The sequence below is a fragment of the Actinopolymorpha rutila genome (genome assembly GCF_013407855.1).
Taxonomy (GTDB): domain Bacteria; phylum Actinomycetota; class Actinomycetes; order Propionibacteriales; family Actinopolymorphaceae; genus Actinopolymorpha; species Actinopolymorpha rutila.
Map to the genome: position 1 here is coordinate 5,670,706 of NZ_JACBZH010000001.1, position 13,334 is coordinate 5,684,039.

Annotated in this window: 9 protein-coding genes and 2 pseudogenes; 3 read left to right on the forward strand and 8 right to left on the reverse strand. The window is 65.4% G+C overall.

Features of this window, described 5'->3' with window-relative positions; genetic code table 11:
* The first annotated feature begins 89 nt into the window (after positions 1-89).
* Positions 90-3,092, forward strand: coding sequence for a carbohydrate-binding protein (locus tag F4554_RS25315; RefSeq protein ID WP_179789897.1), 3,003 nt, complete (start codon positions 90-92; stop codon positions 3,090-3,092).
* A 105-nt stretch (positions 3,093-3,197) separates the two neighbouring features.
* Here the strand turns inward: F4554_RS25315 and F4554_RS33250 are convergent, their stop codons facing one another.
* From F4554_RS33250 to F4554_RS25330, 5 genes and pseudogenes are all read right to left on the reverse strand, one after another.
* The gene (locus F4554_RS33250; protein ID WP_272955909.1) at positions 3,198-3,320 is read right to left on the reverse strand and encodes a hypothetical protein; all 123 of its coding nucleotides are present in this window, start codon (positions 3,318-3,320) and stop codon (positions 3,198-3,200) included.
* Between the two features lie 64 nt (positions 3,321-3,384).
* A pseudogene (locus F4554_RS34140) lies at positions 3,385-4,032 on the reverse strand (nucleotidyl transferase AbiEii/AbiGii toxin family protein); the annotation flags it as partial.
* Between the two features lie 299 nt (positions 4,033-4,331).
* The gene (locus F4554_RS25320; protein ID WP_179789898.1) at positions 4,332-6,068 is read right to left on the reverse strand and encodes a DUF4855 domain-containing protein; all 1,737 of its coding nucleotides are present in this window, start codon (positions 6,066-6,068) and stop codon (positions 4,332-4,334) included.
* Positions 6,069-6,274: 206 nt separating this feature from the next.
* Positions 6,275-9,031 (reverse strand): NEW3 domain-containing protein, encoded by a 2,757-nt coding sequence (locus F4554_RS25325; protein ID WP_179789899.1) that lies wholly within the window; start codon positions 9,029-9,031, stop codon positions 6,275-6,277.
* A 431-nt stretch (positions 9,032-9,462) separates the two neighbouring features.
* Positions 9,463-9,852, reverse strand: a complete 390-nt coding sequence (locus F4554_RS25330) for a VOC family protein (RefSeq protein WP_179789900.1) — start codon at positions 9,850-9,852, stop codon at positions 9,463-9,465.
* A gap of 419 nt (positions 9,853-10,271) precedes the next feature.
* Here F4554_RS25330 and F4554_RS25335 point away from each other — a divergent pair, with 419 nt between their 5' ends.
* Positions 10,272-11,231, forward strand: a complete 960-nt coding sequence (locus F4554_RS25335; RefSeq protein WP_179789901.1) for a mannonate dehydratase — start codon at positions 10,272-10,274, stop codon at positions 11,229-11,231.
* 164 nt (positions 11,232-11,395) lie between these two features.
* On the opposite strand, the gene F4554_RS25340 is transcribed toward F4554_RS25335, so the two are convergent.
* The 3 genes and pseudogenes from F4554_RS25340 to F4554_RS25350 form a co-directional block, all read right to left on the reverse strand.
* Positions 11,396-11,740 (reverse strand): DUF1330 domain-containing protein, encoded by a 345-nt coding sequence (locus F4554_RS25340; RefSeq protein WP_179789902.1) that lies wholly within the window; start codon positions 11,738-11,740, stop codon positions 11,396-11,398.
* Positions 11,737-11,997 carry a nuclear transport factor 2 family protein gene (locus F4554_RS25345; RefSeq protein ID WP_420360734.1) on the reverse strand — a complete coding sequence of 87 codons (261 nt, stop codon included), beginning with the start codon at positions 11,995-11,997 and terminating at the stop codon, positions 11,737-11,739. The genes F4554_RS25340 and F4554_RS25345 overlap by 4 nt, the downstream gene beginning before the upstream one ends.
* A 76-nt stretch (positions 11,998-12,073) precedes the next feature.
* A pseudogene (locus F4554_RS25350) lies at positions 12,074-12,262 on the reverse strand (transposase); the annotation flags it as partial.
* 762 nt (positions 12,263-13,024) lie between these two features.
* On the opposite strand from F4554_RS25350, the gene F4554_RS25355 reads away from it, so the two are divergent.
* Positions 13,025-13,330, forward strand: a complete 306-nt coding sequence (locus tag F4554_RS25355) for a hypothetical protein (protein WP_179789903.1) — start codon at positions 13,025-13,027, stop codon at positions 13,328-13,330.
* Positions 13,331-13,334 lie beyond the last annotated feature (4 nt).

Consider the following 13,334-nt stretch of genomic DNA (forward strand, 5'->3'; position numbering starts at 1 on the left):
AGGGAACACCCGACCATGCCATGTGTTCTCCGGCCCTGTTCACCGCCGTCGTGATGACACGCCTGCGCTTAGTGTTCTGAGGAGTACTGATGCAAGGACTACTGCGCCGCGCGATGGCGGTAGCTCTCGCCGTCGCGGCAACATCGGTCTGGTCGGTGGCCCTGGCACCGACGCCAACCTTCGCCGCGGCAACAGCGGGCTCGGCTGTCACGTTCAGCCCCGCAGGTGCCACGTCGGTTCCCTCGGATCCCAACGACGTGGCCGGCTACGCTCCGGACGGCACCAGCAACATCGCGGTCGGTGCCACGGTGACGTCTTCCTCCAGTTACGAGATGCCCACCGAGACCTGGGCCATGGCCTTCCTGAACAACCAGGTGGCGGGCACCACCGACGGGTGGAGCACCAATCCGTACGAGAAGGTGCAGGAACCGACGGCCCCCGCGTGGGTGCGCTACGACTTCGGCGACACCTACGATCTGAACCGAGTCGTCGTCTTCCCACGGACCAAGAGTTTCCCGGCCGACTTCCGCGTCGAGGTGTCCGACGACGGCGACACCTACACCACCGTCTTCTCCAGCAGCGGCAACGCCGACAACCGCACCGATCCAGTGGTGGTTGACCTGGCCGGGGTCAAGGGGCGGTACCTGCGCCTGTACGTCACCCGGCGCAACGGCGTCGCCACCGGCGACGGGTACCTGGTACAGCTGTCCGAGCTCGCGGTCTTCGGCACGATCAGTGGCGTACATCTGTCCATCGACAAACCCGCGCTGCTCTTGCAGACCGGCGGCAGTGACCAGTTGCCGTACCGGGCCGCCGCACCCGGTGGTACGCCGCGGGTGGTCTGGTCCTCCTCCGACCCGGCGGTGGCGACGGTGGACGACACCGGCAAGGTGACTGCGGTGGCGCCGGGCGAGGCGACGATCACATTGACCGCACCGCAACTCGACGTCTCGACGTCGATCCCGGTCCAGGTGCAGGACCACGTAGCGCGGATGGGTGAGGGCAACATCCTCATCTCGGTGTTCTGGCCACCCACGGGTGCCAACTACGTCAACGACACCCAGTACCGCTATCTCGGCGACGCCGGTATCGACGACGTGGTGGGCAACGACACGCTGGCGACCAAGGACATCAACCTGAAGATGGCCCAACTCGCGTACCAGCATGGCCTGCAGGCGACGGTCTACGACAGCCGCTTCACGAGCTTCCCGACGATGTCCGACGACCAGATCAAGAAGCTCGCACGGGAGTACACCGACGTGCCGGGCGTAGGCGGGTTCTACCTCGTGGACGAGCCGTACGACCCCACCCCGTACCAGCATGTCGTCAACGCCATCGCCGACGTCGCACCCGGCTACGACGCGCACCTGAACTTCCTGCCCAGCAGCGTCTACCCATCAGAGGCGGCGTACGCGCAGGTCATGCAGAACTACCTGACCGGCATCGATGGCCGTGGCTACCTGATGTTCGACCGGTATCCGTTTGGACTGGCGGCGGACAGCATGGACTACACCGGCTTCCTGAACAACCTCAACACGGTACGCAAGGTCGGACTTGCCAACAACACCAAGACGGCGACCTACCTGCAGTCGATCGGGCTACCGGGCGGCTTCCGCCGACCCAACGCCACCGAGATCCGCTACGAGGCCAACCTGGCCCTGGCCTACGGATACAAGCAGCTGTCCTACTTCACCTGGTTCACCCCGACCAACCGTAGCCAGACGTTCACCGACGCCATCGTGACCGCCGACGGGCGCAAGACCGACCTGTACGAGCCGGTCAAGCAGCTCGACAGCGAGATCCACGCGATCGGCTCGACCCTGGCGAAGCTGGATGCGAGGCAGGTCTGGCAGAACGGCAACACCTACGGTCAGCCGACGGTGCCGACGGACTTCTTCGTCCACGCCGGCTCGGACCAGAACCTGACACTCTCCTACCTGCGTGACCGCGACACCGGCCGCAACTACCTGATGGTCGTCAACAACGACTTCACCAGGGGTCAGGACATCTCCCTCACCTTCGACCACGGCATCGGTTCGGTACAGGAACTCAGCCGCACCGACGGAACCCTCCGCACGCCGATCGCGCTGACGGATGGCACGCCGCTGCACCGCCGGCTCGATGCGGGCGAGGCGGTGCTGTACGCGCTGCCCACCGGCTACGACTACGAGCACCCACCGGCCTGGAACGCGACCAGCGTCTACAACGCCGGTGACCGGGTCAGCTATCAGGGCAAGATCTACCTCGCCGCATGGCATTCCCGCAACCAGACACCGGGCGACCCGAACGGTCCGTGGCAGGAGACCGCGATGACCGACGACGGCACCCCGAAGTGGACGGCCTCGCGGATATTCGAGGCCGGCGACAAGGTCAGCTACCAGGGCAAGACCTACCTCGCCGCATGGCATTCCCGCAACCAGACACCGGGCGACCCGAACGGTCCGTGGCAGGAAATCGCGATGACCGACGACGGCACCCCGATCTGGACGGCCTCGCGGATTTTCCACGCCGGCGACAAGGTCAGCTATCAGGGCCACCTGTACGAGGCGCTGCAGTACACCCGCAATCAGGTGCCGGGTGAAGCGAACAGCCCATGGAAAAACATCGACCCGCGCTACACCTTCGACGACAGTGTGCAGGGCTGGCAGGCGGGTCAGAACGTGACCGGGGTGGAACAGGTGACCTCCATCGCGAACGGCCCGGGCCGCTGCTTCTCCGGTGGCTGCCTGCAGGCGAACACCGCGTCCGTGGCGCCGACAGCGGTACGCAGCGTCTACCTCGCCCCGGACCAGCCGATCGACATGTCACGAGCCTCGACCTTCTCGCTGAAGTTCAACTCCTGGGGCAGCGTGCCCGGCGTCGACCAGGCGACCGGGTACCAGGTGACCGTGAGGCTGACCGGCGCCAACGGCGCCACGCTGACCAAGACGTTCAACACGTCGGCGGACGCGTGGACGCCGCTCTCGTTCGAGCTGAAGGGCTGGGCAGGTGCGTCGGCGGTGAGCCGGATCGAGATCGGGACCCGCACGGCCGACACGGACTACGGGGCGTGGCCCGGCAAGTTCCAGCTCGACAACGTGACCTGGCAGTAGCCACCGCCGGGGCGCCGCGAAGTCTGCCTCGCGGCGCCTCGCCGGTCATCCCGTCGTGCGGGTCACTGCGCCCTGGACCGACTCGACCATCGGGTCGCGGAGACCCTAGCGAGCTGTAAGTGTGGCCCGCCATTCGGCGAAGAAGGTTCTCAGCTCCGCGATGTCGGCGGCCCGGATTGGGATGTCGCGGTCGTTGAGGCGGTTGAGGCGGTTGAGGCTGTTGAGCATGGTGGCGAATATGTTGGTGTCGAATCCGGGGTCTTGTTCGTGTGCCCAGGATGATGAGGTTGTCTCGGCCGAATCTGTGGGCGAGGTGGTAGATGTCGGCGAAGTCGCGTCCTTCTGCCCGGCCGTAGAGGGCGAGGGTTTTTGGGGCTGCGAGATCGCGCTCGGCGAGGGTGGGGCCGAGAATGGTGTGGTGGGTTGGTTGGTCGGGTGGTGAGTCGCGGCCGAGGTCGATCACCAGGCTTTCGTCTCCATTAGTAATGAGGAGCCGTACGAACTCGCGCTGGTCGACGATCCTTCGGGTGGTCCAGCCCCGAGTGTGGGCGGCTGTCTCGAAGCTGGTGGCCGCGTCGGGGATGCTCGACGTACGGCGGTGGACGGCGAACAGGTCGATGTCGTTGGTTGCCCGGGTGATCAGTCCTGAGGCGATCAGGGCCGCGCCGCCGGCGAGGACGAAGCCTTTGCTTTCGGGGAGTTCGAAGAACAAGCGAGCCGCGGCCAGCTGCAGGGATGTCAGGTCGGGGTGTGTGCTCATGTCACGCGGCCTGGGAGTGGGTTTGCTCGATGAGTGGCGCCCATGCGCGTCTGATGTCGGTGGGGAGGATGAGGTCGGGCCACAGGTCGGCCAGGAGGGTGCCGTCGATGTAGGTGAGGATGTCGTCGGCGGTGCCTTCGCGTAGGACGATGAGAACCTCGGTGCGTGCCTCGACGTCATGCGAGGTGCTTAGGGCTCCAAGCGATCATGTGCTCCACGCAATTCAGACCTTATGGGCGCTCGCTTCGCTCACACGGTGGCAGGACATGGCGTCGTCCGGCCCCGTCAAGATTCGGTAGAGAGGCAATCCGTCTGGTGGTGTGCTCATGAGGAGAAGGATCCCAGTCGTACCCGCCCACCGAGCCCAACGGGCCAGCGGTGTTCTTGGTGGCAAGGTGCAGGTGAGGGCGCTGTGGAAGCGTGTGATTCTTCTCATCCGGCTCGCCGGAAGTTCTGAGGAACCAGCGTGGCTGTGCGAATCAGCGGGATCGGCGGATGAATTCGTAGGCGGCGTCGTACATGGCCCGAACCTCCGGGTCGGTGCTCTCGACCATGGCCTGGAAGGTGGTCCGCGTGCCCCAGTAGTAGCCCTTGATTGCCTTGTCGGCGCTGGTGGCTCGGTCGACCTCCAGGTAGTTCAGCCACTTTTGCCGTGCACCGGCATCGGTGAGCGCGGCCTCGTCGATCTCGAGTTCCACCCCCTGCCCGCTCCACCGTGCGATCTCGGCGTTCAGTTCCAGTCGGGAGGTGTCCGTTGGGGACAAGATCCTGTCAAAGAAGTAGTTGGGCTGCATCATCGATGCGTCGAATCCGTAGTCTCTCCAGTACGCGAATCCGGCTGACTGGAACCACGGGATCCAGTAGAAGCGCAGGTTCTCCGGTCGATCGTGCAGCAGGGCCGAGACCTTCTGGACCAGTGCGGAGTCGGACGAGCGCGGGGCGATCTGCTCGCGCATCCAGTAGAAGCCGGCAAGTCGGAAGTTCCTGTGCCTGGCTGCGCGGAGGCGCTGCAGCGCCTGGTCGATGTACCAGTGCACGACGCGCAGTCTGTTGGCGGCCGAGACCTGCGCGCCGACCCTGGTCGGGTTGAGGTCGAGCTCTTCGCCGTTCAGTGAACCCCAGGGCCGGTCGAGGGTGGCCACCGGGTTCGGAATCGGCAGCACGAGCCGAATGGTCTGCCCGTCGTCGTCGAGGGTCTGACGCGCTGTGGCCACCGCCTGGTCGAGGGCGTCGATGTTGATGTCGGGCTCGAACAACCTGTCCAGCAGATCGTCCCAGCGTGGCTGGTCCGGGTAGCCGTCGAGCTCGGATCCGCCAGCCATCAGTAGTACGGTGTCCCACATCCAGTCCGTGGAGACGCTGTCGCTATCGACGTGGGTAATCACCTCGCGAAGGTCCTCAGCACTCCATTTGCCGACCTCGCCGAGTTCTGACTGGGTCCAGTAGGTGTAGGCGAGGAACATGTTCTTGACCCCGCCGACCTGTCCTGTTCCCTGCCTGAGGAACTGCCCGGGGTCCTGCGAGTCGGGCTTCACGATCTCGCCCGTTGGCTCCCGCGTGCCAGGCTCGATTCCCTCGGTCCCGAGCACCTCGATCTCGTCGACGAACGCCCAGCCGTTGACGTCGAAATGCACCTGGACGTAGCGGGCATAGGTCGGCGCCACCTCGACACCCACCACGCGGTGCTCGTTCACCGTGCCCACATTGTCGCCCGGAGCCGTCCCGGCCAGACGCCAGGTCTTGCCGTCCATCGACAGTGCGACCCGTACCTGGTTCGGAAGGTAGACGGCCGCGCTCGGATAGAAGAGATAGTCGATCAGGACCTTTTGGACTGTACCAATCTTCCCCAGATCAATGGCGATCGTCCTGGTGTCCTGCCGCAGGTAGCCACGCCATCCTGCGTCGGTGAACTCGGTGCCGGAGTACTGCCCGTCGGTGAGCAGGTTCCCCGTCTCGGGGTAACTGGTCTCGTCGCCCTCACCGTCAGACAGATTCGGCCGACCCGCCGTCACTCCATAGGACGCACCAGCGGCAAGGTTGCGAAGCGTGCTTTCCGCGGCGGCCGGGACGGCGAGCGTCGAGGCGCCACCGAAAGCCGCGGCGGCCACGCCGGCTGCCGTGATGAACCGACGGCGAGACATCCGCCCCAGACTGACCAGGGCCGATGCGTCCTCGGCGTCGTCGCGCCCGCGGTCCGCCGTGCTCCGGGGATCCATAGTGGTCCTATCGTCGAAGCGACAATTGGTAGAGACCTATTTGCCGAAAGTTATCGCCCAACGACGGCTCGGTCAACAGCACGTCCGGCTCCGGAACGGCCAACCCAGTGCGCCATCTCCCGCTCGAATCGACGATCGGGCGGGAGGGAATACCGCGAAATGGTAGGGGCTTGCGGTGGCATGTCTCCCAGTCGAAGCCGGGGCCGTCAGTGCTGCGGAGAGGAGACGCCGACGCCGGATACGACGACCGTAACCCGATGAATCGTGATCGGCCCGGCGGAGGAGAAGATCCGGAAGTCCGTCGCGCCGTTCTCGCGACCTGCGAATCGGGCGTCGTCGACGGTGAATGTAGCGGTCTTCCAGGTGCCGGTGTCGGCATTGGTCACCGTGCCAGCCGTGGTGTATGCGCCGCCCAGAGTGCCAGCGGGGTTGTTCGAGTCGTACTGCAGGACCCAGTCGTAGGTGTGCTCGTCGTAGTAGTCGACAGTGAAGGTGGCCTGGAACTGTCCGTCATTGGCGACGCTGTTGTCGACGCCGAAGTACACGTTGAGATCCGCAGGGACCACCTCGACCATCCGTCGACCTGTTTCACCGGCGACGGTGACCTCCTGGGTACGGCCATCGCCCGAGACCTCAACCTGGCTGAGGCCGTCGTCGACGTTGGCCGCAGCCAGGGTCGTGGAGATTGTTGCGCTGCCCGTCGCGGCGGAAGAGGTGCGTGTCTGGAATCCGTAGCTGCGTGAGGCCCCGCCAACGGTCACGACAGCGGCGAGGTCGTGCCGCTCGCCGAGTGGAAGCCCTGCGGGGGCTTGCACATCGATCGTGATCTGAGTTTGTCCTTCCGCATCGAGGTTGAACGGCACGGCGGCGGGGCTGGCCGTCCAACCGGATGGCGCGGTGATGGAGACCGAGCCTGTGGTCGCGGTCGGGCGGTAGCTGGTGAGCTCGAGGGTGACCGCTACGGACTGTCCGGGGACGACCGCCACGAAACTCGCCCCGACGGTTGCAATCACCTGGTCGTAGAGGTGCTGACGGAGTAGGGCGAAGAACGTCAGCGCGTCGACGAAGGCGACCTCGGCGTCAGGAAGCGAGGAGTGGATCCGGTCGGCGGCCTGCTTGTACCAGGTCGGTGACTGCAGGGTGTTGCGGTAGACGTGGAATTCCGGCAGGTACGGTGCTCGCGTGGTGTCGCCGGTGAGGATGCTCTCCAGCGACCCGTCCTGTGCGCCTTGCAGGTACGGCGTGGTGCCGATGACGCCGAGGGTGGGTCCGGACTGCTCGGCGAAACCGTTGGTGGAGAACCGCGCGTAGATCTGCCGGGCTTCCGCACTCATCGCGGGCGCGTTGCCGTCGATGACGAATCCCGTGACGGTGATGTCCCAGAGGTGGTAGTACCGGGAGCAGTGCCGTTGCCAGGCGGCGAGGCCCGACGGGAGGCCCGAGTACGGCCTTGGGGTCTCCAGCATGCTGGGGTTGAGATAGCCGGCACCCGAGTCGCCGGCAATGAATACGTCGTTGTCGGTCTGGGTGGCTCGGGTGTAGGTGAAGGCGGGGGCGATGCGGTCGGAGAGGTTGGGGTTGAAGGCCCAACTCAATGGAACCTCTCCTCGGTTCGGGTCGCGCCAGAACCGTGGCACAGCGTGGTAGATCCAGGCCGCCGAGTCGTAGTCGGAGACGTAGAACATGACGTAGCGCTTCGGCACGACCGATCCGTCGGGAGCCACAAGACCACGGTCTTGTAGTTGGCGCACGGTCGGTGCCGGGCGTTGCGGGTACGAGGGCTTCAGCGGCGTGTGCACGTATATCGATGCGTTCGCCATACCGCCGACCTCACCCGGCGCGTCGGCGTCGAGGTAGGCGTTGTAGGCGGAGAAGAGCTCGGCGCTCTCCCACTCTGCACCGACGGGGTTGTGCGGAGCAGAGCCGTATTTGTACTGCCAGGGGACGAAGCCGTGAACTGCCGTCATCTGGCCGCCGGTGCCGCGGTAGGCGGAGGCCAGGATCGCCTGCCAGGTCGCTCGGTCCGTGCCAGGGGGTTGAGTCGGGTCGTCCGAGGGCTGCTCGTCATCCCAGGGGCCGAGGTCGACGACGAAGCCCCTGCGTGCCACCAGATAGTCGTGGTTGGTGACCATCGCCACCGGCAGCCCGAAGGTCGGGTTCGTGAGCCAGTAGGCGTCCAGGTAATAGCCGAGCTGTCCTGGATCGCAGCGCCTGGTGTCGAGATAGCGGACCTTCGCCCACATGTACGCGTCACATTTCGCGCTGCCCGTGCTCTGCAGCTTCGTGCCGGGGATCGTGCCAGCTCCGGTGAACAGGGGCGAACCGTTGGGTTGGAGCAGCCATCGTTGGACCGGAAGGTGCACGGTCGGGGTCGCCGGTGTCGTCACATAGCGCGAGTAGAGGGAGCCTGGGCTGGTGTCGTAGCGGATGGCGACGAGATCCTCGACACCGGCCACCGTGGACGCCACATTGGACGTCGCCGCCACCCGCGGGTCCCACACCACCGCGCCATGCAGGTACGGGCGGAACGTGCGCACAAGATCGTCCAGGTCGGCCGCGTTCCGCGTGGGCCGGCCCGTGAGGAACTGGCCCGGCTGCTGCAGATAGTTCAGCCAGAAACCGTCGATGTCGGCGGCGCCGAAATCGTCATGGTAGGAGAACTTCACGTACAGCCGCGGTTCGTCCCGGTTCACGATCCCCTGCAGCGTCGCGACGAAATGCATCTCGTCGTACGCCGATCGGGCCTGCGCCTGGTCGGTGAGATCCAGCGAGTAGAGGTGTTGCATGTCGTAGATGACCAGCGTGCCTGATTCCGAGTCGGCCGCACGGGCCTCGGCAGGGATCGACAGCCTTGTTCCGAGGCCGGCCATCGCAACGACGGCGCCGCCGTACTTGATGACGCCACGACGAGAGAGACGGTGTCGCTCGGCCCGATCGGCGTGATGCGGCGTCGACGCGTCCATGTGCCGTGTCCTTTCCGGTGGCCTACTTCAGGCCGGTGGGGGCGAACCTTGGACCAAGTGGCGCTGGAAGAACAGGAAGACGACGACCTACGCGTGGCGCAACCGGACATAGCGCTCAGCTACTGCAGCGTCCACCATCTGCACCACCTCAGCCCTGAACTGCGCCCTGAACTTCCGGCGCTTCTCGGACGTGAACGCCATCCTCTCCGGTCAGGAGTCCCTGTCCAAGATCAGTGGTACACCCCAGCCTGAGCCAAGAGCGAGGCCGTGTGACCAGATGACTGGGATCGGTCAAGCCCGGGCCGCCGGCCGGTCGCGCCTACGGACTGTATCGCCGCCGGCAGCGTGCCAGGGTATGGCGTCAGATCCTGGCCGGCTGGACGTGGCGACCGGGTGGCGCCGATGAGCAGACGCTAACCGTCCCCGTTGTGTCAGAGGTCGTACGCCGTCGGATGGCTCGGCTGGTAGATCATGATGTCGTCGGCCCCAGGCACCTGCATCATCGTGGTGAGGCCGAAGCCGTAGTCCTCGATGCCGCCGCTGAACGCCGCCCCCTTCGACTCCAGCTCCGCCCTCGTGCGTTGCACGTCGTCGCAGATGAGCGAGACTGAGTGGTGTCTCGGGGAGGACCAGGACTCTCCGTCCGACTGCTTGCCAGCGGTGGGGTGTACCCCCAGCTCGCTCGAACCGGTCTTGAAGATCAGCCAGTCTTGGCCGGACTCCTCGTGCACCACGCTCGACCAGCCAAGCACGTCACGAAGAAACGCCCGGGTGGCCGGAGCGTCGTCGGAGTAGATGAGCGTGTGGACACCGGTGATCATGTCGCCAGCCTATGCACGTTGTTGTCAGCAGGAGTGGCGGTCATAGACAGTAGCGCGAACCCAGGCCCCAGGTCGCACACCAGCTCACGCTTGGGGGTGTCGGTGTGTGGGTGAGCCATCGCAGGTGTACAGCTGTACGTGCACGGCGGCGGGACCGGTCCTTGCCGCCAGGAGACGTGTGCCGTTCAGTAGGGGTTGTGGCTGGCCATTTGCTGTGCGTGGAGGTAGTTGATCGTGGCCCGTACGTGGTTGTCGATCCGGGTTGAGCTGGTCGGCGGCAGAGGCATGGACCTGTGGCCTGTCGGCGAAGGGAGTACGTCGTCGCGGTGGCCGTTCCTTGTCGAGATGCCGGGCCGCGGCCTCGTCTTCAGTATCGTGGCGGCTGGCACGCTGTCCGGGCAGTCGATCGGAGGAACGGCATGAAGATCTCGATGCAGCTGCGGTCCGACTTCACCGACGACGACCTGACGTTCGCCCGACAGCTCGGCGTCGACTACGTGAGCGTGAGCACGACAGGTGGCACGTACGACCTGTTCGCGACAGTCAAGGCACGCGTCGAAGCCGCCGGTCTCACGCTCGCCAACATCGGCAACACCCATGTGCACAACATGCCGGAGGTGACGCTCAACCTGCCGGGCCGGGACGAGAAGATCGCGCAGTACAAGGAGTACCTCCGCTCGCTCGGACGGCTGGGCATCGACTACACGACGTACGCCCACATGGGCAACGGGATCTGGAGCTCGGCACGCGACTCGACACGGGGTGACGCCTCGGCCCGGCACGTCGACCTCGACACGGCACACGGCTACTGGGTCGGCGAGGAGTTCGTTCCACCGCTCACCCATGGCCGTCGCTACTCCGAGGACGAGCTGTGGGACAACTACACGTACTTCATCCGCCAGGTCGCACCGGTCGCCGAAGAGGTCGGCGTCCGGATCGGCATGCATCCCGACGACCCGCCGGCCGTCGAGCTCGGCGGCGTCCCGCGCTGCGTACTGGGGACATACGACGGATACGTACGCGCGCTTGAGATCGCGGACAGCCCGAACGTCGGGGTCTGTCTGTGCATGGGGACATGGCTCGAAGGCGGCGACCGGATGGGAAAGCCGGTTGCCGACGCGGCGCGAGCCTTCGCGGCTCTGGGCAAGCTGTGGAAGGTCCACTTCCGAAACGTGAGCGCGCCACTGCCGACGTTCACCGAGACCTTCGTCGACGACGGCTATGCGGACATGCGCACCCTGATGCGTACGCTGGTGGCGCTCGACTTCGACGGCATCCTGATCGCGGACCACGTACCCCAGATGGTCGGCGACTCGCGTACTGGTTGGGCCTACAGCCTGGGCTACATCAAGGCACTGCGCGACATGGCCGTGAGCTGAGGGCAGCCGGCCAAGAAGACCCCACCGAACAGTCTGCCCGCGGCCGGCCACTGACCCGGCCACCCAGGGTCGCCCGACAGTTCAAGAGGCTCGCCAGGGCCGACTTTGCCGCTGCCTCCACGATCGCCGGGCCGTCCGTTGGACGGCCCGGCGACCTTGTCCGGTCAGCCGACGACCAGCTTGGCGATGGTTTCCGCGGCCTGGTATCCCTGCGGCACGCCCTCGAGGAGCACGACCTGGGAGTCGGCGTGGTTGACTCGCAGTTCGAGGATGTCCTGATAGGCGGGTGAGGCGTACCAGTCCCGGGCTGCGGTGATTGATGGAAAGCCGATGATCACCAGGTCGGCTGACCACGGTCCCTCCAGGACCTCCGGGTGGGTGCCGTGCACGATCCATTCCCCACCGAAGGGCTCGAAGGTGGACTCGATGCGCTCCATGTAGCGTCTGATCTCGGGTCCGAAATCGACGCTGCGGAAGTGCCACACGGCGTACCCACGTCCCGTGCTCATGCCGGCACCTTGTCGAGGAACCCGCGGACGTCCTGGATTCTGCCGTCCTCGTCGAGGACGATGACGTCGAAGCCGATGACCACCGGCTCCTCGCCGTCGGGTCCGAGCCCCCAGGAGAACCGGAGCTGCCGGTGGTGGGCATCCACCTCGGAGACCCGGCTGAAAACGAAACCGGGGAACTGCGCCTGCACAGCGTCGATGAGGCCACTGATCGCGGCACGACCGCCGGCTTCCGCGAGCGGGTCAACGTAGGTCACCTGAGGCGACCAGTGGCGGGCCAACAGGTCTTCGCGCTCGGCGCGCTCGGCGTTCCACGTGGCTAGGTCGTGTCTCCTAAATCTGGTTGCGGTGGTTGAGGACGATGGCTGCGAGGGTGACGCCGCTGAGGTAGGTGATGGCGTACTTGTCGTAGCGGCTGGCGATGCCGCGCCATTGCTTGATACGTCCGAAGCCGCGTTCGACGGTGTTGCGGTTCTTGTACAGGTCGGCGTTGAAGGCTGGTGGCCGTCCGCCGTGTGAGCCCACCCCGGGACCGTCCGAGCGCATGCTCACCCGGCTCGCCGTCGGGTTTCGCGTGCCATGTAGTCAGCTGTCGATGGTCAGGGCGAGCACGCCGCTGACATCGAGCATCTGGCGGGGGTTGGGCTCAGCCATGCTGCACGAGACTCCGAGGCAATCCAGTCCTGATCCTCGCGCCCGTGACCCACGCTGGGGGTGCGCTCGTTACGGATGTTGCCCCGACTCGCCAAGTGGGTGCCGTGCTTCTCAAGGCCCAGATGCTCGGTCATCTTTCGTTCAGAGCAGTCTCCAGAACCGTCTTGGCCGGCCACTGCGACTCTGCTGGTTGCAACAGGTACCGGTGAACTTCTTATGACACTTCCTTGAACGTTGGCTGGTTGACGTCGAGAAACATGTGCTGCTTAAGCCGTGTGCATGAACGACCGGTGCCTATCACACGTGTCATTCGAGATGGCAACTTGGCGACACCGATGAGGGAGGTGCCGAATGGTGCCCATGCCCGGACGCAGGGTGTGGTTGCGAGTGCGGACAGCGTTGAGGTGGTGTCAACAGGTCTGGGGCCGGCACCGCTCCGAGAGCGCTGTCGGCCCGGCGCTGGCCCTTGCTGCTGGAGAGCGACTGCTGCTTCGTGCGAGTACCGAGTGCGGTGCCGACATCGTTGCGAGCACACATGCGATGTACAGGCGAGACCGCGAGATGTGGACGCGGCTGGGTTGGGAGCGAATCGTCCGCATCGACTGGGACTCTCGTCGGAGCACGATGTCGGTGACCGCTCTCACACCCGATGCGTCGGATCTGCCCAGCTGGCCGCGCCTATCGGTCTTCTGCATCCACCACGCCAACAGGCTGCCAGCACTCGCGCGAGAACGTCTCGCGTCGACCACGCTCGCCCAGGGCCAGGTTGCGATCGACGCCCACCGCGGTGCACACATCATCGCTCGACGCGCGATCGGCGGTGAGGAAGTAGTATGGCTGGTCGCCGTTGAGAACGGACTGGATACTAGCGATCTGTCGATACGGACGGCCATCGATACCGCATTAGAAGGTTTCCGGTCTGCACACGGATTCTAGCCAG